The organism is Pseudomonas sp. SBT1-2, assembly GCF_028640875.1.
GTDB classification, from domain to species: Bacteria; Pseudomonadota; Gammaproteobacteria; order Pseudomonadales; family Pseudomonadaceae; genus Aquipseudomonas; species Aquipseudomonas chlororaphis_I.
Map to the genome: position 1 here is coordinate 123996 of NZ_JAQZAA010000111.1, position 24009 is coordinate 148004.

Annotated in this window: 25 protein-coding genes; 14 read left to right on the forward strand and 11 right to left on the reverse strand. The window is 65.4% G+C overall.

From position 1 onward, the window contains the following. The first annotated feature begins 8 nt into the window (after positions 1–8). The 7 genes from PVZ78_RS26020 (at position 9) to PVZ78_RS26050 (ending at position 8203) form a co-directional block, all read left to right on the forward strand. A complete protein-coding gene (locus PVZ78_RS26020; RefSeq protein ID WP_016704629.1) occupies positions 9–1166 on the forward strand; it encodes a glutathionylspermidine synthase family protein in 1158 nt (385 codons plus the stop codon). A gap of 433 nt (positions 1167–1599) precedes the next feature. Then, positions 1600–1884 carry a hypothetical protein gene (locus PVZ78_RS26025; protein WP_009048680.1) on the forward strand — a complete coding sequence of 95 codons (285 nt, stop codon included), beginning with the start codon at positions 1600–1602 and terminating at the stop codon, positions 1882–1884. A gap of 289 nt (positions 1885–2173) precedes the next feature. Next, complete coding sequence (gene mgtA / locus PVZ78_RS26030; protein WP_273829507.1) at positions 2174–4891, forward strand: magnesium-translocating P-type ATPase; 2718 nt, start codon at positions 2174–2176, stop codon at positions 4889–4891. 167 nt (positions 4892–5058) lie between these two features. Next, positions 5059–5274 (forward strand): hypothetical protein, encoded by a 216-nt coding sequence (locus PVZ78_RS26035; RefSeq protein WP_009048678.1) that lies wholly within the window; start codon positions 5059–5061, stop codon positions 5272–5274. Positions 5275–5295: 21 nt separating this feature from the next. Next, positions 5296–7005 (forward strand): Na/Pi cotransporter family protein, encoded by a 1710-nt coding sequence (locus tag PVZ78_RS26040; RefSeq protein ID WP_016704626.1) that lies wholly within the window; start codon positions 5296–5298, stop codon positions 7003–7005. Continuing rightward, positions 6993–7346 carry a DUF2493 domain-containing protein gene (locus PVZ78_RS26045; RefSeq protein ID WP_016704625.1) on the forward strand — a complete coding sequence of 118 codons (354 nt, stop codon included), beginning with the start codon at positions 6993–6995 and terminating at the stop codon, positions 7344–7346. The genes PVZ78_RS26040 and PVZ78_RS26045 overlap by 13 nt, the downstream gene beginning before the upstream one ends. A 71-nt stretch (positions 7347–7417) precedes the next feature. Continuing rightward, positions 7418–8203: a hypothetical protein gene (locus PVZ78_RS26050; RefSeq protein WP_101282336.1), complete on the forward strand. Its 786-nt coding sequence runs from the start codon at positions 7418–7420 to the stop codon at positions 8201–8203. Between the two features lie 257 nt (positions 8204–8460). Here PVZ78_RS26050 and PVZ78_RS26055 read toward each other — a convergent pair whose 3' ends face one another. The 3 genes from PVZ78_RS26055 to PVZ78_RS26065 all read right to left on the reverse strand — a co-directional run bounded on the left by PVZ78_RS26055 (position 8461) and on the right by PVZ78_RS26065 (position 10810). Further along, positions 8461–9090, reverse strand: a complete 630-nt coding sequence (locus tag PVZ78_RS26055; RefSeq protein WP_198918761.1) for a LysE family translocator — start codon at positions 9088–9090, stop codon at positions 8461–8463. 57 nt (positions 9091–9147) lie between these two features. Next, on the reverse strand, positions 9148–10068 hold the full coding sequence (locus PVZ78_RS26060; RefSeq protein WP_124340959.1) for a pyridoxal-phosphate dependent enzyme: 921 nt from the start codon (positions 10066–10068) through the stop codon (positions 9148–9150). A gap of 85 nt (positions 10069–10153) precedes the next feature. Beyond that, positions 10154–10810 carry a ribonuclease T2 gene (locus tag PVZ78_RS26065; RefSeq protein ID WP_273829508.1) on the reverse strand — a complete coding sequence of 219 codons (657 nt, stop codon included), beginning with the start codon at positions 10808–10810 and terminating at the stop codon, positions 10154–10156. A 438-nt stretch (positions 10811–11248) separates the two neighbouring features. On the opposite strand from PVZ78_RS26065, the gene PVZ78_RS26070 reads away from it, so the two are divergent. Both PVZ78_RS26070 and PVZ78_RS26075 read left to right on the forward strand, forming a co-directional pair. Then, positions 11249–11947 carry an AzlC family ABC transporter permease gene (locus PVZ78_RS26070; RefSeq protein WP_273829509.1) on the forward strand — a complete coding sequence of 233 codons (699 nt, stop codon included), beginning with the start codon at positions 11249–11251 and terminating at the stop codon, positions 11945–11947. Next, on the forward strand, positions 11947–12264 hold the full coding sequence (locus PVZ78_RS26075; protein WP_097305341.1) for an AzlD domain-containing protein: 318 nt from the start codon (positions 11947–11949) through the stop codon (positions 12262–12264). Before PVZ78_RS26070 ends, PVZ78_RS26075 begins: the two co-directional genes overlap by 1 nt. 150 nt (positions 12265–12414) lie before the next feature. Here the strand turns inward: PVZ78_RS26075 and PVZ78_RS26080 are convergent, their stop codons facing one another. The 3 genes from PVZ78_RS26080 to PVZ78_RS26090 form a co-directional block, all read right to left on the reverse strand. Further along, positions 12415–13635 (reverse strand): cytochrome c biogenesis protein DipZ, encoded by a 1221-nt coding sequence (locus PVZ78_RS26080; protein ID WP_273829510.1) that lies wholly within the window; start codon positions 13633–13635, stop codon positions 12415–12417. Positions 13636–13706: 71 nt separating this feature from the next. Then, a complete protein-coding gene (locus PVZ78_RS26085) occupies positions 13707–13958 on the reverse strand; it encodes a hypothetical protein (RefSeq protein WP_053268890.1) in 252 nt (83 codons plus the stop codon). Between the two features lie 45 nt (positions 13959–14003). Further along, positions 14004–14267: a DUF2790 domain-containing protein gene (locus PVZ78_RS26090; RefSeq protein ID WP_016704617.1), complete on the reverse strand. Its 264-nt coding sequence runs from the start codon at positions 14265–14267 to the stop codon at positions 14004–14006. Positions 14268–14560: 293 nt separating this feature from the next. On the opposite strand from PVZ78_RS26090, the gene PVZ78_RS26095 reads away from it, so the two are divergent. The 4 genes from PVZ78_RS26095 (at position 14561) to PVZ78_RS26110 (ending at position 17976) form a co-directional block, all read left to right on the forward strand. Then, positions 14561–15301, forward strand: coding sequence for a response regulator (locus tag PVZ78_RS26095; RefSeq protein WP_038579571.1), 741 nt, complete (start codon positions 14561–14563; stop codon positions 15299–15301). Beyond that, positions 15298–16617: an ATP-binding protein gene (locus PVZ78_RS26100; protein ID WP_038579573.1), complete on the forward strand. Its 1320-nt coding sequence runs from the start codon at positions 15298–15300 to the stop codon at positions 16615–16617. Before PVZ78_RS26095 ends, PVZ78_RS26100 begins: the two co-directional genes overlap by 4 nt. Before the next feature lie 116 nt (positions 16618–16733). Beyond that, the gene (locus PVZ78_RS26105) at positions 16734–17369 is read left to right on the forward strand and encodes a hypothetical protein (RefSeq protein WP_016704614.1); all 636 of its coding nucleotides are present in this window, start codon (positions 16734–16736) and stop codon (positions 17367–17369) included. Between the two features lie 100 nt (positions 17370–17469). After that, positions 17470–17976: an HvfX family Cu-binding RiPP maturation protein gene (locus PVZ78_RS26110; RefSeq protein WP_273829511.1), complete on the forward strand. Its 507-nt coding sequence runs from the start codon at positions 17470–17472 to the stop codon at positions 17974–17976. Positions 17977–19512: 1536 nt separating this feature from the next. On the opposite strand, the gene PVZ78_RS26115 is transcribed toward PVZ78_RS26110, so the two are convergent. From PVZ78_RS26115 to PVZ78_RS26135, 5 genes are all read right to left on the reverse strand, one after another. Next, the gene (locus PVZ78_RS26115; RefSeq protein ID WP_273829512.1) at positions 19513–20274 is read right to left on the reverse strand and encodes an HvfC family RiPP maturation protein; all 762 of its coding nucleotides are present in this window, start codon (positions 20272–20274) and stop codon (positions 19513–19515) included. Then, a complete protein-coding gene (locus tag PVZ78_RS26120) occupies positions 20267–21163 on the reverse strand; it encodes an HvfB family MNIO-type RiPP peptide maturase (RefSeq protein ID WP_231999337.1) in 897 nt (298 codons plus the stop codon). Before PVZ78_RS26120 ends, PVZ78_RS26115 begins: the two co-directional genes overlap by 8 nt. A gap of 65 nt (positions 21164–21228) precedes the next feature. Beyond that, positions 21229–21615 carry an EF-hand domain-containing protein gene (locus PVZ78_RS26125; RefSeq protein WP_009048660.1) on the reverse strand — a complete coding sequence of 129 codons (387 nt, stop codon included), beginning with the start codon at positions 21613–21615 and terminating at the stop codon, positions 21229–21231. Between the two features lie 202 nt (positions 21616–21817). Beyond that, complete coding sequence (gene nudK / locus PVZ78_RS26130) at positions 21818–22750, reverse strand: GDP-mannose pyrophosphatase NudK (RefSeq protein WP_273829513.1); 933 nt, start codon at positions 22748–22750, stop codon at positions 21818–21820. 37 nt (positions 22751–22787) lie between these two features. Next, positions 22788–23408, reverse strand: a complete 621-nt coding sequence (locus PVZ78_RS26135) for a TetR/AcrR family transcriptional regulator (RefSeq protein ID WP_038632000.1) — start codon at positions 23406–23408, stop codon at positions 22788–22790. Positions 23409–23559: 151 nt separating this feature from the next. On the opposite strand from PVZ78_RS26135, the gene PVZ78_RS26140 reads away from it, so the two are divergent. After that, positions 23560–24000, forward strand: coding sequence for a hotdog fold domain-containing protein (locus tag PVZ78_RS26140; RefSeq protein WP_038631998.1), 441 nt, complete (start codon positions 23560–23562; stop codon positions 23998–24000). The last annotated feature ends 9 nt before the right edge of the window (positions 24001–24009 follow it).

Consider the following 24009-nt stretch of genomic DNA (forward strand, 5'->3'; position numbering starts at 1 on the left):
AGCGCGCCATGAAGAAGATCCTCTGCAACGAACGTCCGGACTGGCGACAGACCGCGGAAAAACTCGGCTTCCTGTTCCACACCATCGACGGCGAAGCCTACTGGGACGAAAGCGCCTACTACCAGTTCAGCCTCAAGCAGATCGAGGACGACCTGGAAGACCCGACCACCGAGATCCATGAGATGTGCATGGACCTGGTGGACCGGGTGGTGCGCAGCGAGGCCCTGCTGGATCGCCTGAGCATTCCGCCGGCCTTCTACGACATGATCCGCACTTCATGGCTCGAGGGTCACCCGCACCTCTATGGCCGCCTGGATTTTTCCTATAACGGCCAGGGCCCGGCCAAGCTGCTGGAGCTCAACTACGACACGCCCACCAGCCTCTATGAAACCGCGGCGTTCCAATGGGGCTGGCTGGAGCAGAACATCGAACGCGGCGTGCTGCCGCGGCATGCCGACCAGTTCAACAGCATCGACACCCGGCTGCACCAGGCCTTCGCCCAGCTGGGGATCGAGCGCCCGTTCTACTTCGCCTCGATGAAGGATTCGGTGGAAGACCGTGCCACCACCGACTACCTGCGCCTGATCGCGGAAAAGGCCGGCATCGAGTCGCGGCATATCGACGTGGAAGACATCGGCCTCACCGCCGAAGGCCGCTTCGTCGACCTGCAGGACCGCTGGATCCCGCACCTGTTCAAGCTGCACGCCTGGGAGTTCATCTTCCACGAGCCCTTCGGCGCGGCGATCGCCGCCAGCGACACGCAGTTCTTCGAACCGGCGTGGAAATCCATCCTCTCCAACAAGGGCATCCTGCCGCTGCTCTGGGAGGCCCACCCGGGCCACCCGAACCTGCTGGAGACGCACCTGGACCTGCACCCGCAGCGCGATGTGCCCAAGGGCTGGGTGCGCAAGCCGTTCTTTTCCCGCGAAGGCGCCAACATCGAGTTGCGCACCCCGCAGGACGAGGTGGTCAAGGAAGACGGCCCCTACACCGACGCGCCCTATATCCTGCAGTCCTTCGCCCCGCTGCCGCGCTTTGGCGACAGCTACACCCTGATCGGCTCCTGGGTCATCGGCGACCAGGCCGCCGGCATCGGCGTGCGCGAAGACGACAGCCTGATCACCAAGGACTCCAGCCGCTTCCTGCCGCACCTGATCCTTGACTGATATATCCGCCGGGGCGCGCAATGCGCCTCGGCCTGTTATTCAATGGCTGCCGCACAATAACAATAGTGTGCATTGTTTCAATGCCAGTTACTCAAGGCTGCCCTATATAACTTGCCCCTTCATTTATCTGACTCCCGATACAGACCTTACTTAAAGCTGAACGAACATATGATTCGTGGCAATTTAATCTTGACTTGACAGGTTGGCCTGAGTAAATTGCGCGGGCCGGCCAAACCGGCCTTTTTTCAACTCACTAAAGAAGCCAATGGACACAGTATCTAGACGCTGTCTGGTCGATGCGCTTGCGCAAGGCTGGGCACTTAACCCAGAAAATGACGGGGCTCGACTTTTCGGTCGGGTGAGCTGCGCTAGAGCTTGACGCTCCTTCGTAACTTGCCTTCACCGGAGCCAGTCCGGTCGCGAGGCAACTGTTATGAACTTCAAATCCACTGTAATGCCCGGCGTACGCGCCTTTGCATCGACCATGCGGGTCAAGCCCTGCGCTGAGCGCGCGGGCGTTTCCCGGGTCGGCACCCTGTATTCCACCCCCTCCTCGCAAACCCGGCCGCGGGCCAACTGGCGCGTCTGCCCGGTCACCTGCCGGCTCCAGCAACGCTGGAGTTTCGACGACAGCCAGGACCCTCAGAGTCGGAGCCTGGCCGGCCTCCTGATGCGGGCCGGCCTGCTGCTGAGCCTGTCCCGGGACTCGCACTTCTAGTTCAATCGAAGGCACTTCCAAGTCCTTCCGGAACGTTTTCCTTAATAAGGAATTCGGCAACTTCCTATTGCCTGCTTAAAACTAAAAGTTGGTGGTCATTGTTATGGACGAAGCCAGTAGTAGGTTCGTCGTCTATTCATGCTCAGCGAATAGGCGGCGAACGTTAAAACCAATAAAACGCAACTACCTGAATCGATCGCTTACTTGCGGCTCGACATACGTTCGCTCGTCTTTGAATAGGTGAGTGGTCTGTGTGTCGTGCCGCAAGCCTGCGGCAGGAGCACACGTAATGACTACGGTAAAAACCCGCACCTCCTCCTCGCAAAACCCCACCCGCGACGACACCCGGCTGTCGATGCGCGCCGCCCGTGAAGCGCAGAACAGCCTTGGCGTGACCCTGGACAACGTCAAGTCGAACGCCAACGGCCTGACCGAACTCGACGCCGAAGGCCGCCTGCAGCGCGACGGCTTCAACGAGGTGGCCCACGACCGGCCGCCCCATGCCCTGGTGCAATTGCTGCAAGCCTTCAACAACCCGTTCATCTATGTGCTGATGACCCTGACCGGCATCAGCTTCTTCACCGACTTCTGGCTGCCCCTGCAGTCCGGCGAGGAAACCGACCTGACCGGGGTGATCATCGTCCTGGTCATGGTCCTGGTCAGCGGCCTGATGCGCTTCTGGCAGGAATACCGCTCGGCCAAGGCCGCCGAGGCGCTCAAGGCCATGGTGCGGACCACCGCCACCGTGCTGCGCCGCGAGCAGATGGGCATGAAAGCCGCGCGGCGCGAAGTGCCGATGCGCGACCTGGTGGTCGGCGACATCGTGCAGCTGTCGGCCGGCGACATGATCCCCGCCGATATCCGCCTGATCGAATCCCGCGACCTGTTCATCAGCCAGGCGGTGCTGACCGGCGAGGCGCTGCCGGTGGAGAAGTACGACACCCTGGGCGCGGTGCAGGAGAAATCCGCCCACCGCACAGCTGCTGCCGACCAGCAGGACCTGCTCGACCTGCCGAACATCTGCTTCATGGGCACCAACGTGGTCAGCGGCACCGCCACCGCGGTGGTGGTGGCCACCGGCGCACGTACCTACTTCGGTTCCCTGGCGCGCTCCATCGTCGGCTCGCGGACCCAGACCGCCTTCGACCGCGGGGTGAACAGCGTCAGCTGGCTGCTGATCCGCTTCATGCTGGTGATGGTGCCGGTGGTGCTGCTGATCAACGGCTTCACCAAGGGTGACTGGGCCGAAGCCTTCATGTTCGCCCTGGCGGTGGCCGTCGGCCTGACCCCGGAAATGCTGCCGATGATCGTCAGCGCCAACCTGGCCAAGGGCGCCGCGGCCATGGCCAAGCGCAAGGTGGTGGTCAAGCGCCTCAACGCGATCCAGAACTTCGGCGCCATGGACGTGCTGTGCACCGACAAGACCGGCACCCTGACCCAGGACCGGATCATCCTCGAGCACCACGTCGATATCAGCGGCAGCCGCTGCGACCAGGTGCTGCAACTGGCCTGGCTCAACAGCTACCACCAGAGCGGCATGAAGAACCTGATGGACCGCGCGGTGGTGAGCTACGCCGAAAACAACCCGAAGTTCAGCGCGCCCGACACCTGGAGCAAGGTCGATGAACTGCCGTTCGATTTCGTCCGCCGGCGCCTCTCGGTGATCCTCGCCGACGCCAGCGGCCATCACCTGCTGGTGTGCAAGGGCGCGGTCGAGGAAATGCTCGACACCGCCACCCGGGTACGCCAGGACGGCGTCACGGTGGCCCTCGACGCCGGGCGCCGGGCGGCGCTGCTGGAGCTGGCCGAGGAGTACAACCGCGACGGTTTCCGCGTGCTGCTGGTCGGCACCCGCGACCTGGCGCCGGGGCAGACCCGCCAGCAGTACAGCGCCAGCGACGAGCGCGAGCTGATCATCGAAGGCTTCCTGACCTTCCTCGATCCGCCCAAGGAAACCGCCGGCCCGGCCATCGCCGCGCTGCGCGAGAACGGCGTGACGGTGAAGGTGCTGACCGGCGACAACCCGATCGTCACCGCGAAGATCTGCCGCGAGGTCGGCCTGGAAGTCGGCGAGCCGCTGCTCGGGCGTGATATCGAACGCATGGACGACGCAGTGCTCGCGCGCCTGGTGGAAGAACGCACGGTGTTCGCCAAGCTCACCCCGCTGCAGAAATCCCGGGTGCTCAAGGCCCTGCAGGCCAACGGCCACACCGTGGGCTTCCTCGGCGACGGGATCAACGACGCCCCGGCGCTGCGCGACGCCGACGTCGGCATCTCGGTGGACAGCGGCACCGACATCGCCAAGGAATCGGCGGACATCATCCTCCTGGAAAAGAGCCTGATGGTCCTGGAAGAAGGCGTGATCAAGGGCCGCGAGACCTTCGGCAACATCATGAAGTACCTGAACATGACCGCCAGTTCCAACTTCGGCAACGTGTTCTCGGTGCTGGTGGCCAGTGCGTTCATCCCGTTCCTGCCGATGCTGGCGATCCACCTGCTGCTGCAGAACCTGATGTACGACATCTCCCAGCTGTCGCTGCCGTGGGACAAGATGGACAAGGAGTTCCTGCGCAAGCCGCGCAAGTGGGACGCCAAGAACATCGGGCGCTTCATGCTGTGGATCGGGCCGACCTCGTCGATCTTCGACATCACCACCTACGCCCTGATGTGGTTCGTGTTCGCCGCCAACAGCGTGGAAATGGCCGCCCTGTTCCAGTCCGGCTGGTTCATCGAAGGCCTGCTCTCGCAGACCCTGGTGGTGCACATGCTGCGCACCCAGAAGATCCCGTTCATCCAGAGCACCGCGGCGCTGCCGGTGATGCTGATGACTGGCCTGGTGATGGCCCTGGGCATCTACGTGCCGTTCTCGCCGCTGGGTGAAATGGTCGGCCTGGTACCGCTGCCGTGGGAATACTTCCCTTGGCTGGTCGGCACCCTGCTGTGCTACTGCGTCGTCGCCCAGACCATGAAGACCCTCTACATCCGTCGCTTCAAGCAATGGTTCTGAGGGCTGACGGTTAGCGGCGCGGCCATCGCGAGCAATCGAGCGTCGACCGGCTGCTCCTACAGGTTGCAACTGTCCTTGTAGGAGCGAGCTTGCTCGCGAAAACCGCAACGCGGCGCCAGACCGTACGGCCACGCCCCTGTCTGGCTCAGCCAAGTGGAGCATCCACCATGAAACCTATCACCGAGCTGCTGGCCCGCGGCGAGCGCACCTTGCGCGCCCTGCTGGTGAGCACCCTGGAAGGCATCGCCGCCCTGATCACCCTGGTCGGCATCCGCCTGTATGCCAGAAGCTTGTTGAGCCGCGCTGCCATTCGCCTGCTGCTGGGCCTTGCCAGCGCCATTCATCGCCGCTGCATCCGCCTGCTGCGATCCGCCAAGCCATGAAACACACAAGGGAGAGTCCTCATGTCGGGAACTACTCTGCTGATCAACCTCGCCGGCTCCATCGCCCTGCTGCTGTGGGGCACCCAGATGATTTCCTCGGCGCTGCTGCGCGGCTTCGGCACCCAGTTGCGCCAGTGGCTGGGGCAGCACCTGAACAACCGCTGGATGGCCCTGCTGTCCGGCATCGCCATCACCGGGGTCCTGCAAAGCAGCACCGCGGTGAGCCTGATGGCCAGCTCCTTTACCGCCACCGGCACCCTGGGCCTGGCCCCCGCGCTGGCGGTGATGCTCGGGGCCAATATCGGCTCGACCCTGGTGGTGCAACTGCTCAGCGTCGATATCTCGATCCTCACGCCGCTGGTGCTGCTGGCGGGCTTTATCGTGTTCCGCCTGCGCGACGACTCGCGCTTTGAAAGCCTCGGCTGCGCGCTGATCGGCCTGGGGCTGATGCTGCTGGCCCTGCGCATGCTCGGCAGCACCCTGGGCGAAGTGGAAGGCACGCCGGTGTTCGCCGCGCTGATGCGTGGCCTCGACGGCGACCTGCTGATCGCCCTGCTGGCGGCGGCGCTGCTGACCTGGCTGTGCCATTCCAGCGTCGCCGTGGTGCTGCTGGTGGCGTCCCTGGCCGCCACCGGGCTGCTGTCCTCGGTGACCGCCATGGCCCTGGTGCTGGGGATCAATATCGGCGGCGCCCTACCGTCGCTGCTCAACGCCGATTCCAGCGTCGCCCGGCGCCTGCCCCTGGGCAATCTGCTGGTACGCCTGTGCGGTGCCGCCGCGCTGCTGCCGTGCCTGTCGTGGATTGCCCAGAGCGCGCCGGTCGCCGCCCTCGATGCCAGCTTGCAGGTGGTGTACCTGCACAGCCTGTTCAACCTGGTGCTGGCCCTGCTGTTCATCGGCCTGACCGGCCCCATGGCAACCTTGCTCAACCGTCTGCTGCCGGAGCCGCCGCGCGACGTCGACCCGGGCATGCCGCACTACCTGGACGAAGCCGGCCTGGCGGTGGCCAATATCGGCCTGTCCAACGCCGCCCGCGAAGCCTTGCGCCTGGCCGACATGCTGTCGCTGATGCTCGACCGGGTGCTGCGCCTGTTCCAGGCCTCGACCCCGGCCGGCGCCGATGAAGTGCGGCGCATCGACCAGTCGCTGGACCTGCTCAGCGCCGCGATCCGCGCCTACCTGGCGGACATCGGCCAGGACGGCATCAGCGACCAGGACGCCGACCGCGCCCAGGAAATCCTGCTGTTCGTGATCAACCTGGAACACGCCGGCGACATCCTCTCCAGCAGCCTGACCCAGCTGGCGGCGCGCCGGCTGCGGCGTGGCGAGCAGTTCTCGGTGTTCGAGCTGGATTGCATCGAGCCTCTGCACCAGGCCGTGGTGGACAGCCTGAGCCTGGCGATCACGGTGTTCCTGCGCGAAGACCTGGCCAACGCCCACCAGTTGGTGAACCGCAAGGAACTGGTCAGGCGGCTGGAGGCCGACGCCAGCCGCGAGCACTTTCGCAGCCTGCGCGAAGACCGCACGGCCTGGGCCGAGTCCGGCGACATTTTCCAGCGGGTGCTGCGCGACTACCGGCGCGTGCACCACCACATCGCGGCCCTGGCCTATCCGGCGCTGGAGCGGGCCGGCGAGCGCGACCTGGATAACGCCGAGCTGGGCGACGTGCTGCTGGACAACCCGTTGAGCATCCAGCCGACGGCGCAGGAGCGCGCACGATGCGTGTCCTGATCTGCGCGGGGCGCCATTACGCCGACGTCCAGCTGTGCCGGCGGGTACTCGACGCCTTTCAGCGCCTGCATGAAGTGCAGGTGCTGATCCACGGCGGCAGCCAGTTCCTCGGCGCGGAGATAGAAGACTGGGGCCGGGAAATCGGCGCCGACATCGTGCGTTACCCGGCCAACTGGCAGCTGCACGGCAAGCTCGCCGAACGCCTGCGCAACGCCTTCATGCTGCGCGACAGCCGGCCCGACCTGGTCATCGCCCTGCCCGGCGGCGACGACACCGAAGAGCTGGTGGCCCTGGCCAGGGCCGCCGGCATCCAGACCCTGTCAGTGAGCGACTGGCAATGACCCTGTTCCCCACTCGACCACGGAGCGGCCCGCGCAGCGCGGCCGCTTCCCATGCCTTAGCGAGAACCGTCATGTCCAAGTACAACCCTTCCCGCCACAACCGCTTCGCCAGCCTCACCCGCGACCTGCCCCCGGCGAAACGGCGCATGCTGCGACGCAACCTGATGTTCGTCACCCTCACCCTGAGCCTGATCGGCCTGCTGACCCTGGTCGCCAAGGCCAACGCCGCGGGCGGCGCCTATGGGGTGGACGACGGCGCGATCAACGCCCCGGGGGAATGCAACCTGGATATCTGGTACCAGAGCCTGCGTCACCAGGGCTCCAACCATGGCGCGGTGTTCTCCCCGGCCTGCACCTTCGCCGGCCTGCCCTGGTTGCAGGTGGGCGCCGCCCTCGAGCGCAGTCGCGAGGACGGCCACGGCGAAACCCAGCTGAGCCCGCAACTCAAGGCGCAACTGTGGAACCGCGAAGACCTGGGCCTGCAACTGGCGCTGGCGACGTCCGCGCATTTCGCCCTCGACCGCGGCCACTCGTTCGACGGTGGCGACATCAGCCTGCCCCTGACCTACCAGCCCCTGCAAAGCCTGCGCCTGAACTTCAACGCCGGCTGGGCCCACGCCTATGACGACGGCCAGCAGAACCATCGCTGGACCTGGGGCAGCGGCTTCGAATACGACCTGGGCGAACGCTTGACCCTGGTCGCCGAACGTTACGGCCAGCGCGGTGGCGAACAGGCCTGGCAAGCCGGGCCACGGCTGCATCTGGGAGCGAACCTGGACCTCGACCTGGTGCTGGGCGGCCAGTTGAACGAAGGCCGCGACCGCTGGCTGACCAGCGGCGCGACCTTGAGGTTCTAAGAGGTTTCTGGCGGTGTGCCGCACAAACTGCGCGAAGACATCTTCTGTAGGAGCCAGGCTTGCCGGCGATTGCAGCAACGCGGTGTGCCTGACACAACACTTCGCACGCAAACTGCCCGAAGACATCTTCTGTAGGAGCGAAGCTTGCTCGCGAGGCGGTGTGTCAGATGTACCGCAGCGTATCTATCGCCAGCAATCGAGCGTCGACCGGCTGCTCCTACAGAAGCAGGACGTAGGTCTATCGGGTCAATGCAGCCTCAGCGTATATCGCTGCGCCGATACAGGCTCAGGCCCACCGCCAGGACCGCGAGCATGCCGGCGCAGCTGCGGTTGATCCACAGCATCGCCCGCGCGGAGAAGGTGCGCATGGCATAGCGCCCGCCAAAGGCGTAGGTCGCCATCATCACGCAATTGATCGCCGTGCTGACCAGCGCCAGGATCAGGTACTGCTGCGCCACCGGCTGGTCGGGGCGCACGAACTGCGGCAGGAAGGCGGAAAAAAACAGCAGCCCCTTGGGGTTCGACAACCCCACCAGCAACGACCGCACAAACGCCCCGCGCCCGCTGCTGGCACTGCCGCCTGTCTGCGCGGCCAGAGCCTGGGTCGGCGCCTTCCACAGCACCCAGGCCAGGTACAGCAGGTACGCCGCGCCGCCCCACTTGACGATGGAAAACAGCTGCTCGGAAGCTTGTAGCAACGCCCCCAGGCCGCAGCCCACCGCACCGATCAGCAGCAGGTCGGACAGCATCGCGCCAGCCATGCCGCAACCGGCGATGCGCATGCCATGGGTGGCACCGTTATTGAGAGCCAGCAGCATCGACGGCCCGGGGGTCATCATCACCGCGCTGACGGTGACGACGTACAGAAACAATGTGGTGGCGTCCATTCGAACCCTCCGTAAAACCACAGGTACAACAGGTCGGCTAGCATACACCAGAGGCTTTCAGCCCGGCAGCGATGCGCCCCAGTCCGCCACCTGGCGGGCGCTGATGCTGACACCGCCGCACACCACGATCACCACGTCCCGCGCTGCGGCGATGGCCGGGTGATCGAGGTAGGCCACCGCCAGCGAGACGCCGCAGGCCGGCTCCACCAACTGGCGCAGATCGTCGGCATAACGCACCACGCCGAGGATCGCCTCGGCATCCGACAACACCAGCGACTGATAGGCAAAACCCTGGATCTGCTGCAACGGCCAGGCCGCCACCTGGGCCGCGCCGAGGGAACTGGCGACGGTGTCGATCTTGGCCAATTTGACCGGGTGCCCGGCTGCCAGCCCGGCGGCAAAGGAAGCGCTGCCGGTGGTTTCGCAGGCGATGATCCGGCAGTCCTGGCGCTGGTGGCGCAGCAGGCCGGTGAGGATGCCGGCCAGCAAGCCACCGCCGCCCACCGACGCGACGATGGTGTCGACCTGCGGACAGTCTTCGAGGATTTCATCGACCATGCTGCTGTGCCCTTGCCACAGCACCGGGTGGTCGAAGGCCGGCACGTATTCACTGTCGGCGTCGCTGCTCAGTTGCAGCGCGCGCTCGTTGGCCTGGTCCCAGACCTGGCCGTGCACCAGCACCTCGGCGCCGGCCCGGGCGATGCGTTCGCGGGTGGTTTGCGGGGTGGTCTGCGGCACCACGATGCAGGCTTGCAGGCCGAGGCTGGCCGCCGCCACCGCGGTGGCCAGCCCGGCATTGCCGCCAGAGGGACAGACCACGCGGCGCTTGCCCTGCTGCGCCGCCTGGGAGCAGAGCAGTCCCAGGCCGCGCATCTTGAACGAGCCACTGGGTTGCAGGTTTTCCAGCTTGAGCCAGATGCGCCGGGTGGCCGTGGACAACCCGGGATGCAGGATCAGGGGGGTGCGGATATGCAGCATCATGGGCTCCTTGGAGGAAGACGGGCGTCTTGCAACCCTAGCTGCTCAGGCCTGCCTATGCCGCCTCCCCCTGGCCGCTCGCCGGTCAGCGAATCGGCGGTACGCGGATATCGCCTTTGCGGCACTGGGTGCGCACGCCCTTGCCACAGGCGCCGAAGCCCAGGTTCTTGTCCAGGCAGACCCGCACTTCGGAGAGTTCCGGGCCGCTGCACAACACCGCTACGCCCTTTTCGGGAATGCCCGGGTTGGCCTGGCGAAACAGCTGCTCGATCTCCCGGGCCTCGAAGTAATGCACGGTGGTCGAAGGTTCCAGCACCTCAGGAATCTTCACCTTGCCCAGGGCCTGGTCGGAGCTCTCCAGGTAACCCATGGCGCCCAGCCCGCTGCAGGTGCCGTGCTTGCTCCATTCATGCTCCATCAGCTTGGCCGTCGGGAACAGGGTCAGGCCCTTGGCCCGTTCTTCGGCGGTCAACCGGGTCAAGGGCGGGCAGGATTCCGGCCAGCCACCCTTGGCGTATTGCGGCCACAGGCCATGCAGGACAAAACCGTAGCCCTTGCCCGAGCACTGCTCGTTTTCCGGATGGGTCAGGCAAAAGGTCGGCGACCAGGACAGCGACAGCAGGTAGTAGTCGAACACCCCGGCGACCGAGTCGCGCTGCTGCCGCGCCTCCCGTGCCTGGCTGACACCGACGGTGCAGATCATCAGCGCGGCCAGCGCCGCGGTTGCGAAAAGTTTTCTCATAGACCCTCTCCTTGGGATGGGGCGGTAGGTGAACGGCCCCGTAGCGACCTGGCCGGTATCGGCCAGACACCTTTCTTGGCACGGGGCTGTTGCAGGAAGATGACAGGCCGCCTCCCGCGGGGAAGCTGGCCGATGCTAGCGAAGCGTTTTAGCAGACAGATCGGGTTGGCGCCATGGCCGGCGGGCAGCTTCTACGGAATGACCAGGCGAATGCGGGATTTGTAGCGAACACTCGCTTCTGTAGGAGCCAGGCTTGCCGGCGATTGGGATGATGCGGTGTGCCTGACACGACGTCTCGCGAGCAAGCTTCGCTCCTACAGAGGCAAACCTGGGCCTGGCAATAAAAAATGGTCGTTGGCGGCAAGTGCGCAAGATCGTTCAAGCCATTCCCGCTGCGGGCTGGCACAGTCGATGTCCGTTCCTTGATTGCAGGCTGTCATGTCCAGCGTTCATCTTCCCCGCGCCGCATTCCTGCGCGGCGCCGTTGCCATCATGCCGCTGTCCCTGGCCACCGCGCCCTGGGGCCTGCTGGCGGGTTCCATGGCCATCGAGGCCAATCTCACGCCCCTGCAAGGCCAGGGCTTGTCGAGCATCGTCTTCGCCGGCGCCGCGCAACTGGTGGCGATCGGCATGCTCAAGGGCGGCGCGGGGATCTTCTCGATCCTGCTCACCACCCTGCTGCTGACCTCCCAGCACCTGCTGTACGGCATGAGCCTGCGCTCGGTGATTTCGCCGCTGCCGGGGCGCTGGCGGATCGGCCTGGGCTTCCTGCTCACCGACGAGCTGTTCGCCCTGACCAGCCAGCACGACAAGCAACAGTTCGACCGCTGGTACGCCCTCGGCGTGGGCCTGACCTTCTATATCGCCTGGAACCTGTTCACCCTGGCGGGCATCGTCCTCGGGCGCGCCATTCCCGGGCTCGAACACCTGGGCCTGGACTTCTCCATCGCCGCGACCTTTATCGCCCTGATCACGCCGCTGGTGCGCAATGTGCCGACCCTGGTCTGCGTAGCCGTATCGCTGTTCTGCTCGGTGTTGTTCAGCTACTGGCAATGGGGCTCGGCCCTGGTGCTGTCGGGCCTGCTGGGCATGACCGCGGGTTTTCTCTGCAACAAGTTTTACCGGGAGCGCACATGATGGTCTGGGCAGTGATTTTCGGCATGGGCTTGCTGGTGTTTCTCAACCGCTATGTGTTTCTCGAACCGCGCCTGCCGGTGCGCCTGAGCAGCAACGCCCGGCAGTTCCTCGGGTTTGCCGTACCGGGCATGCTCACGGCGATCTGCGGACCGATCGTGTTCATGCCCGAGCACCAGCTGAACCTGGCCTACGACAACCCGTACCTGATCAGCTCGCTGGTGGCCATCGTCCTGGTGATCTACACCCGCAACACCCTGGTCAGCATGCTGCTGAGCATGGCGTTCTTTTTCCTGCTGCGGTGGTGGTTACAGGGGTGATCTGGAGAACGCGGCGTGCCTGACACACCGCATCGCGCGCAATCGAACGTCGACCGGCTGCTTCTGTAGGAGCCAGGCTTGCCGGCGATGGGGGCGACGCGGTGCAACTGAACACACCGCCTCGCGAACCACCGACCGCTGACGCCCCCATTACGACGCCTTGGCCTCCCGCAACAACTGCTGGATCACCTGCTCCTGGGCCTCGTAACTGCCCTCGCCAAAGTGGCTGTAGCGCACCTGCCCGCGGGCGTCGATAAAGTAGTGGGCCGGCCAGTACTGGTTGTCGAAGGCGCGCCAGATCGCGTAGTCATTGTCGATGGCCACCGGGTAACCGATATCCAGCTTGCGCACCTGGGCCTTGACGTTGTCGATGACCTTTTCGAAGGCGTACTCCGGGGTGTGCACACCGATCACCACCAGCCCGTCCTTGGCGTACTTTTTCGCCCAGGCGTTCACATAGGGCAGGCTGTGCTGGCAGTTGATGCAGTCGTAAGTCCAGAAATCCACCAGCACCACCTTGCCGCGCAGGGCCTCGGCGTCCAGCGGCGGCGAATTCAACCATTGCACCGCGCCACTCAGCGAAGGCATCGGGCCCTTGTTCGGCAGCGTCTCGACGGGTGCCGCGCCGGCCTTGTCGATCAGGTAGTCCAGGGCCTTGGGCACGCTCTTCAGCAGGCCTTGCTCGAGGGCCGCGCCGCCTTGCGATGAAGTGCTGGCCAACAGACGGTCGTCCACCCCGCTGCCGATCGCCACGACTGCCAGCAATACCAGGTAACCGGCGGCGCGGCGCAACCAGGCGGTGGCCGGCAGGGATGGCTTGAGCCGGTTGACCAGCCCTCTTCCAGCGAAGATCAGCAGCCCCAGGGACAAGGCACTGCCCAGGCCGTAGGCCAGCAGCAACAGGCTGGTCTGGGCGCTGGCCCCCTGCAGCATGGCGCCGGTCAGGATCACCCCGAGAATCGGCCCGGCACAGGGCGCCCAGAGCAAGCCGGTGGCCACCCCGAGCAACAGCGCCGCCAAGGGCCCGGAGAACTTGCGTGCCCGGTCGAGGCGCAGGCCATCCAGGCGATTGCCCAGGCTGACCCAGGGCCGGGCCAGCCAGTTGCCGAAGCGGGCGAAGATCAGCGACAAGGCGAACAGCCCCAGCACGATCAGCGCCAGCTGGCGCCCGATGCCGTTGGCACGGACGATCCAGTCGCTGCTGACCACCGCCAGGCTCGACACCAGGGCAAAGGTCAGCGCCATGCCACCGAGGGTCAGCAGCAGCGAGCCGCGCGAGCGGTCGGCCCGGGCGAACAGGAACGGCACCACCGGAAGAATGCAGGGGCTGAGGATGGTCAGGACCCCGCCGAGAAACGCTATGAGCAACATGGCATCACCTGTGATCGGTCAATGTCCGCCCGCCATCGGCGGCGGGCGTATCCAGGGGTGGCAGGCCCGGTTCAGGCCTGGTGGTCGGCGCGCATCCCCTGCGGGGTGCGCTCGTAGCCGCCTTCGGCCAGCCAGCTGTGCGTCTGCAAGGTGCCGGCTTTCAAGGTGCTCGCTTTCAAGGTGGCAGCCTTCAAGGGGCTGGCACTTGAGAGCGGGCTGAGCTGGAAGCAGGTCGCACAGGATGAGTCGGCGGCGCTGGCATCCACGGCCACGCCGGCCAGGGTCAAGGTCAGGGCAAGCAGGGAGCTTTTCAGGGCGTTCATGGGCGAATCCTCATGGCGAACAGGGTGATAGGACAGGGAGTGTGTTCAGTTGCCGTCGTTACAGTTGTTGGCGAACTTGCGGTAATCCAGGGCCTGGGTGCGCCCCTGGGAATCGAGGTAGGTCATGCGGGCATTGACCACGCCGCAGCTCGGCTCGGCGTCTTCGGTCATCGACAGGACCTTCTGGATATCCAGCTGGGTGCCGTAGCGGTAGGTCTGGGCCTGCACGTTGCTTTCGGCGCGGGCCGACAGGGTGCAGATGTTCAGGGCGGCGAACAGGCAGGCGGCGTAGAGGGCGGTGCGTTTCATGATGTGTTCCTCGGGCGACAATGGGTTTGGGTGGCGAGGCAGTAGCTGTGCCTCGATGGAGCCCATTGAATGCGCGGGAGGTATCGCGCTTGTGTCGGCGAACCACCCTTGCGGTCTCCCTACGTATCCACGCCGCCGGGGGATACAGAGCGATACAAAAGCGCCGGAAAAACCTTGTTTTGCATCGCCGTGTGTTCAACCAGGCGCCAGATACACTGCAATACAAAAGCCCGCAGGCAGGCCCGCCCGGGCTCTATAAACTAGGCAGCACGACCCTATACAGAGGCAGCCCCATGGATCATGTCGATCACGTATTGATAGTCGATGACGACCGCGAAATCAGAGAGCTGGTAGGCAACTACCTGAAAAAGAACGGCCTGCGCACCACGGTCGTGGCTGACGGCCGGCAGATGCGCAGCTTCCTGGAAACCACCCCGGTGGACCTGATCGTGCTCGACATCATGCTGCCCGGCGACGATGGCCTGCTGCTGTGCCGCGAGCTGCGCGCCGGCAAACACAAAGCCACGCCGGTGCTGATGCTCACCGCGCGCAACGACGAGACCGACCGCATCATCGGCCTGGAGATGGGCGCCGACGATTACCTGGTCAAGCCGTTCGCCGCCCGCGAACTGCTGGCGCGAATCAATGCCGTACTGCGGCGCACGCGCATGCTGCCGCCGAACCTGGTGGTCACCGAGAGCGGCCGCCTGCTGGGCTTCGGCCGCTGGCGCCTGGACACCACCGCGCGCCACCTGCTGGACCAGGACGGCACCATGGTCGCCCTGAGCGGCGCCGAATACCGTTTGCTGCGGGTGTTCCTCGACCATCCGCAACGGGTGCTCAACCGCGACCAGCTGCTCAACCTGACCCAGGGCCGCGACGCCGACCTGTTCGACCGTTCCATCGACCTGCTGGTCAGCCGCCTGCGCCAGCGCCTGCTGGACGACGCCCGCGAGCCGGCCTACATCAAGACCGTGCGCAGCGAGGGCTATGTGTTCTCGCTGCCGGTGGAGATCCTCGAGGCCACGTCATGAAGCTGGCGCTGCACTGGCCGCGCACCCTCGCCTCGCGGCTGTCGCTGATTTTCCTGATCGGCCTGGCGCTGGCCCAGGGTCTGTCGTTCGCCGCGCAGTCCTACGAGCGCTACCAGAGCGCCAAGATGACCATGCTCGGCAACCTGGAGAGCGACGTCTCGACCTCCATCGCCATCCTCGACCGCCTGCCCGCCGCCGAGCGCCCCGCCTGGCTGCAACGCCTGCAACGGCGCAACTATGGCTACCTGCTCAGCGCCGGCGAACCCGGCCAGCCCCTGGACGACGAGGATGTACCGGTCTCGGTGTACTCGATCAAGAACGCCCTCGGCCGCGACTACGACCTGGCATTCAACAACATTCCCGGGCCGCGCCAGCACTACCAGGCCCACCTGCGCCTGGCCGACGGCAGCCCGGTGACCATCGACGTGCGCCCGGCGCTGACGCCGATGTCGCCCTGGCTGCCGGCGGTGCTGCTGGGGCAGTTGCTGGTGTTGATCCTCTGCGCCTGGCTGGCGGTGCGCATCGCCGTGCGCCCGCTGACCCGGCTGGCCCAGGCGGTGGACAGCCTCGACCCCAACACCCACGGCGTACACCTGGACGAAAAGGGCCCGATCGAAGTGGTGCACGCGGCCAAGGCCTTCAATGCCCTGCAGGCGCGAATCGGCGCCTACCTCAAGGAGCGCATGCAACTCTTGGCGGCGATCTCCCACGACCTGCAGACGCCGATCACCCGCATGAAACTGCGCGCCGAGTTCATGGACGAGTCCGCCGAGAAGGACAAACTGTGGAACGACCTGAGTGAAATGGAGCACCTGGTGCGCGAAGGCGTGGCCTATGCCCGCAGCATCCATGGCGCCACCGAGGCCAGTTGCCGCATCGACCTGGACGCGTTTCTCGACAGCCTGGTGTTCGACTACCAGGACACCGGCCAGGACGTCGAGCTGACAGGCAAGAATGGCGCGCTGATCGACACCCGCCCCCACGCCCTGCGCCGGGTCCTGGTGAACCTGGTGGACAACGCGCTGAAGTTCTCCGGCGCGGCGCGGATCGAGGTCCAGGCACAGGCCGGCGATCGCCTGTCGGTCAAGGTCCTGGACCGTGGCCCGGGGATCAGCGAAGAACAGCTGGCCGAAGTACTCAAGCCGTTCTATCGGGTGGAAAGCTCGCGCAACCGCGACACCGGCGGCACCGGCCTGGGCCTGGCCATCGCCCAGCAACTGGCGGTGGCCCTGGGCGGCTCGCTGCGCCTGAGCAATCGCGAAGGGGGCGGCCTGTGCGCCGAGCTGATCCTGGTCAGCAGCAAAGCCAGTCTCTGAACACTTTGCTACACAGGCATACATAACCGCCCTTTGCCGACACAGCCGATATACACGGCCTTGCAAGACTCCTGGGACACGCCGCGACAGCGGCGCCCAACCTCAAGGAGCCTCTCATGCCCACTCAATCCCTCCCCTCGCGTTTCCACGGCTGGCGGCTGTTCAGCCTGCTGGCCGCCGCCGTGCTGCTGATGACCGCGCTGATCCTGCTGTTCGAGCCGGACCTGGTCGAGGCCACCCGCAGCGCCATCCGTGCCACCGCGCGTTCGTCCTTCGTGCTGTTTCTGCTGGCCTTTACTGCCTCGGCATTCGCCGTGCTGCTGCCCTCGCCGCTGAGTCAGGCGCTGGTACGCGAACGCCGCTTCATCGGCCTGGCGTTCGCCTTCTCGCACCTGGTACACGCGCTGCTGATCTACAGCTACGGACAACTGAACCCGGAGTTCTGGCCCGGCCGCAGCACCCTGGGCAACCTGCCCGGGTCCGTGGGTTACCTGTTTATCCTGCTGCTGACCCTGACCTCGTTCAAAGGCCCGGCCGCGCTGCTCAGCCGTGTTGCCTGGAAACGCCTGCACACCACCGGCATGTGGGTGATCGCCGCGATATTCGCTTTCTCCAATTTCAAACGCATTCCGCTGAGCGCCTGGTACCTGCTGCCCTTCGCCATCACCTGCTCGGCCATGACGATCAACCTGCTGGGCAAGCTGGCCCAGGCCAACAAACGCCGGCAACGCCAGGCCCTGAGCCCACGCTGAACAACACCGCGCCCCTGTAGCCGCTGCCGCAGGCTGCGATCGACGCCGCAGGCGGCGCCGCTTTTGTAATGCCCCCCACTTTGCACAGGAGATCCACCCCATGATCCTCACGCTTTCATCCGCCCTCGACGGGCTGCAACGCCAGCTCAATCGCGTCTCCCCCTGGGTCGCGCTCCTCAGCCTGCGCCTGCTGCTGGCCTGGGAGTTCTTCGAGTCGGGCCTGGAAAAATGGCAGGGTGAAAACTGGTTCCAGGAGATCCAGTCCGCCTTCCCGTTTCCCTTCGACCAGTTGCCGGCGAGCCTGAACTGGCAGCTGTCGATGTGGGCCGAGCTGCTGTGCGCCCTGGCGCTGCTGCTGGGCCTGGGCACCCGCTTCGCCGCGCTGGTGCTGATTGTGGTCACAGTCGTCGCTACCGCCGCCGTGCACTGGCCGGCCGAGTGGTCGAGCCTCAGCGAACTGGCCCAGGGTTACGCCATCAGCAACAAGGGCCACGGCAACTTCAAGCTGCCGGTGATCTACCTGGCGGCGCTGCTGCCGCTGCTGTTCCAGGGCCCGGGCAAGCTCAGCCTGGATGCGCTAATCGGGCGCCTGCGCCACAGGCGCTGATACCCCCGGGGCAGAAAAAAGCCGCAGCTTGAGCTGCGGCTTTGGTGTTTCTGCGGGGTGGAAGTTCTATAACAAGCGCATCGCCCTGTAGCCGCTGGCGCAGCCTGCGATCGGCGGCGTAGCCGTCGTAAAACCGGCTATCGCATTCGGTCTGATACACCGCGTTGCCTGGGTTTGCGGCCGCTGCGCAGCCGAGCGCAGGCTGCGCCAGCGGCTACACAGGGCCGATAACGCCTTGGTTGTGCAGCTGTCGCAGCAGGCTCAGCCAGTTGATCGGGGCCTGCGCCACAGGCGCTGATGCCCCGGGGACAAAAAAGCCGCAGCGTGAGCTGCAGCTTTGGTGTTTCTGCGGGGAAAAGTTTGATAACAGGCACATCTCCCTGTAGCCGCTGGCGCAGCAGGCTTTGGTCAGTTGATCGGGCGCCTGCGCCACGGGCCCCGGGGCAAAAAAAGCCGCAGCGTGAGCTGCAGCTTTGGGGTTTCTGCAGGGTGGAAGTTCGATAACAGGCGCACCTCCCTGTAGCCGCTGGCGCAGCCTGCGATCGGCGGCGTAGCCGTCGTAAAACCGGTGATCGCGTTCGATCTGATACACCGCGTTGCCTGGGTTTGCGGCCGCTGCGCAGCCGGGCGCAGGCTGCGCCAGCGGCTACATAGGGCCAATAACGCCTTGGTTATGCAGCTGTCGCAGCAGGCTTTGGTCAGTTGATCGGGCGCCTGCGCTACGGGCGCTGATGCCCCGGGGACAAAAAAGCCGCAGCGTGAGCTGCAGCTTTGGTGTTTCTGCGGGGTGGAAGTTCGATAACAGGCGCATCTCCCTGTAGCCGCTGGCGCAGCCTGCGATCGGCGGCGTAGCCGTCGTAAAACCGGTGATCGCGTTCGATCTGATACACCGCGCTACCTGGGTTTGCGGCCGCTGCGCAGCCGGGCGCAGGCTGCGCCAGCGGCTACACAGGGCCGATAACGCCTTGGTTATGCAGCTGTCGCAGCAGGCTCAGGCCAGTTGATCGAGCGCCTGCGCTACGGGCGCTGATACCCGGGGCAAAAAAAGCCGCAACATGAGCTGCGGCTTTGGTGTTTCTACGGGGGAAATTCGATAACAGGCACATCTCCCTGTAGCCGCTGGCGCAGCCTGCGATCGGCGGCGTAGCCGTCGTAAAACCGGTGATCGCGTTCGATCTGATACACCGCGTTGCCTGGGTTTGCGGCCGCTGCGCAGCCGGGCGCAGGCTGCGCCAGCGGCTACATAGGGCAAATAACGCCTTGGTTATGCAGCTGTCGCAGCAGGCTTTGGTCAGTTGATCGGGCGCCTGCGCTACGGGCGCTGATACCCGGGGCAAAAAAAGCCGCAACATGAGCTGCGGCTTTGGTGTTTCTGCGGGGTGGAAGTTCGATAACAGGCGCATCTCCCTGTAGCCGCTGGCGCAGCCTGCGCTCGGCGGCGTAGCCGTCGTAAAACCGGCTATCGCGTTCGATCTGATACCCCGCGTTGCCTGGGTTTGCGGCCGCTGCGCAGCCGGGCGCAGGCTACGCCAGCGGCTACACAGGGCAAATAACGCCTTGGTTGTGCAGCTGTTGCAGCAGACTCTGGCCATTGGCGAGAAAGGTGTCGAGGTCGTCGATGCCTGCTTCCAGGGCCAGGCCTTGCAACTGGTCGCGGCCGTGGAGTTGGGGAAAGGCCTCGATACGCTCCAGCAGGCGCCAGGCCAGCGGGCTGAGCTCGGAGAAATGCACCCGGTAATCGGCGTCGCGGCGGATCAGCAGCAAGGTCGGTGCTGCCCCGGGCTCCCTGGGACGCCAGGCCGGCCCCAGGCGCTGCACCGGCCAGGCGTAGGCCAGCGGCCAGGCCAGGGGCGACAGGCGCAAGGGCTGGGTCAGCAGCCGCTCCGGATCGCTGGCTGGCAGCGGCTCGGCCTCGGCCTGTTGCAGGGCCATTTCGATCCACTCGTAATGGCTCAGCTCCAGCATAAAGGCCGGCCAGCTGGCGTCCTGCAAAGCGGCGGGCGTGGAAGCCATCCAGGCCACGAACTCGCCGGCGATCTCGCCGAACTTCGGCGTGGCGCAACGGTGCTCGCGCAGGAACACCCGCAGCAGCCGGCGCCAGTCCGCCTCGCCGAGTATCGAGCGCAGCACCGGGAAGGTATTGCCAAGCAACGACAGCAGGTTGTCGAACACCAGCTCGCGGTAAATCTCCACCCGTGCGCGATCCATCCCGGCGGGCGGTGCGCGGTGCTCGGGATCGCGCAGGTAGGCGGTCAGGGCCTGTTGCTCGGCGTCGAGGGCGATCAGCAGCTTATCCATGGGCCCACCTCCCCTGTGCCTGACGGGCACTGGCCTGCAACCGGCGGATGCTGTCCAGCTCGCCCAGCAGCTCGGCGAATGGCGGGAAGTTGAAGTCCCGTTCCAGCAGGGTCGGTTGCACGCCAAACAGCTGGTAGGCGCGCGCCAGCAAGTCCCAGACCACCGGTTTGACCGGCGCGCCGTGGGTGTCGATCTTCAGGCTGGCGGACTGGTCGTAGTGCCCGGCCACATGCATCGCCACCACCCGCTCCGGCGGCAGGCCGGCGAGAAAGGCCTGGGGTTCGAAGCCGTGGTTCACCGAGTTGACGTAGAGGTTGTTGACGTCCAGCAACAGGTCGCAATCGGCTTCGGCCAGCACCGCGTTGGTGAAGGCCAGCTCGTCCATGTCCTGGCGTGGCGCGGCGTAGTACGAGACGTTCTCCACCGCCAGGCGCCGGCCCAGCACATCCTGGGCCTGGCGGATGCGCGCCGCGACATGGCGCACCGCCTCTTCGGTGAACGGCAGCGGCAGCAGGTCGTAGAGGTGCCCGTCGTCGCCGCAGTAGCTCAGGTGTTCGCTGTACAGCGGCACCTTGAAGCGCTCGAGGAACTGCCGCACTTCCCGCAGGAACCCCAGGTCCAGCGGCGCCGGGCCACCGAGGGACAACGACAGCCCGTGGCAGCTCAACGGGTAACGCTCGGCCAGGGCGCGCAACGCGGCGCCATGGGCACCGCCGATGCCGATCCAGTTTTCCGGCGCCAGCTCCAGAAAATCAAAAGCGCCCGCAGGCGCCGTATTCAATGCGTCGAGCAAGGCACGACGCAAGCCAAGCCCCGCGGCTGCCGAAACGGGCAGCCGTGGGGCTTGGGCGGATGATGGGATGTTGCAGGGTGGTATTGAGGGAGGCATGGGTCCGTCTCCTGGTTGCCCCGGAAAAAAACGGGGGGCACCTGAGTGCCCCCCGCCACCGTCGATCAGGACTCGATCGCCGCACCGCATTTGCCTTCGCCACATTTGCCTTCGGCCGAACCGGCCTTGGCCGCCAGGTACTGCTTGGCTTCGCTCAGGCTGATGGCGCCATCGTGGTTGGCGTCGATCTTGTCGAACTCGGCGGCGCGCTCGGGGGCGGCGGCGATGAACTCCTCGCGGGAGACCTTGCCGTCGTGGTTAGTGTCGGTCTTGGCGAACTTGTCTTCGCCGCACTTGCCTTCGGTGGAGGTCTTGACCCCGTCGGCCGCGGCCAGGGTGTAGCCCTGGGACAGCTCGGTCATGCTCAGCGCGGAAGCGGCGGTGGACAGGCCCAGGCCGCCGACCAGTGCCAGGCCGAGCGCGACATTGGAAACATTGGAGAGTTTGAACATGCTGATACCCCTTCGATGGATTGATTAACGGTTCCCGCCACCGACACCGAGAAGCTCGGTGCTGGCGGGTGGACGTAGTTAATCCTCGGGGTGTATCCGGGTTGTGTGCACAACCGGCGCCAGGACAAGCAGGTGTATCAGCGCCGGGCCGATACACACTCCGATACAAGGCCGTCGGCCAACCGGCCAGTTGAGCGCTGACTCAACTGGCCGAAGTGCAACACGGGATGTCCTGCAGCGAACGGTAGACCGGCAGGCCCAGGCGCTCGCCCATCGCGACCAGGGCATCGGCACTGGCGCAGGCACCGCCGATGCGCAGCAGCGCGTCGCAACGCTGCAACTGCTGTTGCGCACGCTCCTGGAACCCGGCGCCTGGCTCGCCGGCAGCGCTCAAATCCTCCGCCGCCAGCCCCAGCCACTGGCCGAATACGGGGCTGTGCCCGGCCTCGAACAGCCGCGCGGCACAGTCATCCAGGCTGGCGACCTGCTGCGCCAGCGCCGCTGCATCGTCGGTCGCCGAATACCGGGGCGCGGCCACCAGGATCGTCAGGCGGCGCGGCGGCATCAGGCGCAGCTCCAGGTATTGCAGGAGCATGATGGTCTTGCCGTCGACGATCTCGCCGCTGCGCACCATGTCCAGCGCCTGCTGGTAACCCAGCTCCAGCACCTCGATGTCCTCGCCCTCTTCTTCCAGGCCGCCACCGTCGCCGATACGGTCGTCGGGGGAATACTCGCCGATGAAAAAGTGCAGGCGCTCGGTGACCGAGCCGGGGCTCATGAAGGCTTCATAGACCTTCTGCACCGCGCCGACGCGGTAGCCGGTTTCCTCTTCGGCTTCCAGGCGGATGCGTGCTTCCGGGCTGGCATTGTCCAGCAGGCCGGCGGCGGTCTCGATCAGGTAGCCGCTGTGGTCGTTGACGTAGGTCGGCATGCGGAACTGGCGGATCAGCAGCACCGTGCGCCGCTCGCGGTTGTACAGCAGGATGGTCGCGCCATTGCCGCGGTCGTAGACCTCGCGGGTCTGCGCCTGCCAGCTGCCGTCGCGGCGTTGCAGGTCGAAGCTGTATTTCTTCAGCAGGTACCAGTTGTCGGAGAGCATCTCCTCGGCGGTGATGCGCACGGGTGCGGCTTGCATGGTCTTCCCCCTTGGCAATTGGATGTCGTTCAACGCGTCACTGATGGGCGCCGATCGAGCGCCAGGCCGCCTCGGCCAGTTCCTGGCGATAGGTGCCCGGGCTGCTCTGGACCCGGCCGGACAACCAGGCGCGGCAGTAGTTTTCCGCCTGCCCGACGATCAGCGACGGCAGCAGTTCGGCGGGTATCCGCGGTAATTCATCGGCCCGGGTGTGGGCCGTCAGCCACTCGCGCAACTGGCGGTTGCGCGCCTTGTTGCGGCTGGCCAGCTCTTCGGCGAACGGGCCCTTGGCGACCGCATACCGCGCCTGGAACTGGAACCGCGCCCATTCGGGCTGGGCGTCGACCCAATCCACATAGCTGTGCACCAGCGCCTGCACACCCTGCTCCAGGGTCTGGGCGTCGCTCATGTATCGCTCGCGCAGGCCGGCCTGATCGTCCAGCGCGGCGAAAAACAGCACGGCCACCAGCCCTTCCTTGTTGCCGAAGTGGTGATAGATCGCGCCGACGCTGGTATCGCAGGCCGCGCGAATCATTTCGATGGTGGTGGCTTCGATGCCCTGTTCGTTAAAGCACGCCAGGGCTCGGCGCAGGATGTCGCGTTTGAGTTCGGCCCTGCGGCCGGGGTAGCAGCGTTCAAGCAGATCGATCGTGTCCATTGCCCATCACAAAACCAAGGTCCAGGGAACAAGGCGCGCACGCCTCAGTGAATGGTGGCGCCAGCTTGACATATTTCGCGAAAGCCGAATATTGTTCTTTTACAGAATATTATTCTGTAAACCCAAAAATAATCCGCTACGAGGCATTACCATGAGTCAGGTTCTCAGCATGTTCAGCGCCGCAGGTCCGGAAAAGTTCAGTCAGATGGCCTGCCAGATGGCCCCTTACTTCAGCACCATCAACCCGTTGATCGCCGAGCTGAGCGCGGGACGTTCGGTGGTGCAGGTGCCGTTTCGCAAAGAGATCACCAACCACCTGGGCACGGTGCACGCCATCGCCCTGTGCAACGCCGCCGAACTGGCGGCCGGGGTGATGACCGACGTGTCGATCCCGGCCGGCGCACGCTGGATTCCCAAGGGCATGACCGTGGAATACCTGGCCAAGGCCAAGACGTCGGTGCGCGCGGTGGCCGATGGCGGCGCGGTGGACTGGAGCAGCAGCGGCGACAAGATTGTCGCGGTGGAGATCTACGATGAGGAAGACCTCAAGGTCTTCAGCGCACGCATCACCATGAACGTGAAAACCGCCTGACCCAGAAAC

Excerpts from the sequence above, each read along its gene's own strand:
- PVZ78_RS26020 (WP_016704629.1), top strand. The coding sequence starts at position 9 with ATGAAGAAGATCCTCTGCAACGAACGTCCGGACTGGCGACAGACCGCG.
- PVZ78_RS26025 (WP_009048680.1), top strand. The coding sequence starts at position 1,600 with ATGAACTTCAAATCCACTGTAATGCCCGGCGTACGCGCCTTTGCATCG.
- mgtA (WP_273829507.1), top strand. The coding sequence starts at position 2,174 with ATGACTACGGTAAAAACCCGCACCTCCTCCTCGCAAAACCCCACCCGC.
- PVZ78_RS26035 (WP_009048678.1), top strand. The coding sequence starts at position 5,059 with ATGAAACCTATCACCGAGCTGCTGGCCCGCGGCGAGCGCACCTTGCGC.
- PVZ78_RS26040 (WP_016704626.1), top strand. The coding sequence starts at position 5,296 with ATGTCGGGAACTACTCTGCTGATCAACCTCGCCGGCTCCATCGCCCTG.
- PVZ78_RS26045 (WP_016704625.1), top strand. The coding sequence starts at position 6,993 with ATGCGTGTCCTGATCTGCGCGGGGCGCCATTACGCCGACGTCCAGCTG.
- PVZ78_RS26050 (WP_101282336.1), top strand. The coding sequence starts at position 7,418 with ATGTCCAAGTACAACCCTTCCCGCCACAACCGCTTCGCCAGCCTCACC.
- PVZ78_RS26055 (WP_198918761.1), bottom strand. The coding sequence starts at position 9,090 with ATGGACGCCACCACATTGTTTCTGTACGTCGTCACCGTCAGCGCGGTG.
- PVZ78_RS26060 (WP_124340959.1), bottom strand. The coding sequence starts at position 10,068 with ATGCTGCATATCCGCACCCCCCTGATCCTGCATCCCGGGTTGTCCACG.
- PVZ78_RS26065 (WP_273829508.1), bottom strand. The coding sequence starts at position 10,810 with ATGAGAAAACTTTTCGCAACCGCGGCGCTGGCCGCGCTGATGATCTGC.
- PVZ78_RS26070 (WP_273829509.1), top strand. The coding sequence starts at position 11,249 with ATGTCCAGCGTTCATCTTCCCCGCGCCGCATTCCTGCGCGGCGCCGTT.
- PVZ78_RS26075 (WP_097305341.1), top strand. The coding sequence starts at position 11,947 with ATGGTCTGGGCAGTGATTTTCGGCATGGGCTTGCTGGTGTTTCTCAAC.
- PVZ78_RS26080 (WP_273829510.1), bottom strand. The coding sequence starts at position 13,635 with ATGTTGCTCATAGCGTTTCTCGGCGGGGTCCTGACCATCCTCAGCCCC.
- PVZ78_RS26085 (WP_053268890.1), bottom strand. The coding sequence starts at position 13,958 with ATGAACGCCCTGAAAAGCTCCCTGCTTGCCCTGACCTTGACCCTGGCC.
- PVZ78_RS26090 (WP_016704617.1), bottom strand. The coding sequence starts at position 14,267 with ATGAAACGCACCGCCCTCTACGCCGCCTGCCTGTTCGCCGCCCTGAAC.
- PVZ78_RS26095 (WP_038579571.1), top strand. The coding sequence starts at position 14,561 with ATGGATCATGTCGATCACGTATTGATAGTCGATGACGACCGCGAAATC.
- PVZ78_RS26100 (WP_038579573.1), top strand. The coding sequence starts at position 15,298 with ATGAAGCTGGCGCTGCACTGGCCGCGCACCCTCGCCTCGCGGCTGTCG.
- PVZ78_RS26105 (WP_016704614.1), top strand. The coding sequence starts at position 16,734 with ATGCCCACTCAATCCCTCCCCTCGCGTTTCCACGGCTGGCGGCTGTTC.
- PVZ78_RS26110 (WP_273829511.1), top strand. The coding sequence starts at position 17,470 with ATGATCCTCACGCTTTCATCCGCCCTCGACGGGCTGCAACGCCAGCTC.
- PVZ78_RS26115 (WP_273829512.1), bottom strand. The coding sequence starts at position 20,274 with ATGGATAAGCTGCTGATCGCCCTCGACGCCGAGCAACAGGCCCTGACC.
- PVZ78_RS26120 (WP_231999337.1), bottom strand. The coding sequence starts at position 21,163 with ATGCCTCCCTCAATACCACCCTGCAACATCCCATCATCCGCCCAAGCC.
- PVZ78_RS26125 (WP_009048660.1), bottom strand. The coding sequence starts at position 21,615 with ATGTTCAAACTCTCCAATGTTTCCAATGTCGCGCTCGGCCTGGCACTG.
- nudK (WP_273829513.1), bottom strand. The coding sequence starts at position 22,750 with ATGCAAGCCGCACCCGTGCGCATCACCGCCGAGGAGATGCTCTCCGAC.
- PVZ78_RS26135 (WP_038632000.1), bottom strand. The coding sequence starts at position 23,408 with ATGGACACGATCGATCTGCTTGAACGCTGCTACCCCGGCCGCAGGGCC.
- PVZ78_RS26140 (WP_038631998.1), top strand. The coding sequence starts at position 23,560 with ATGAGTCAGGTTCTCAGCATGTTCAGCGCCGCAGGTCCGGAAAAGTTC.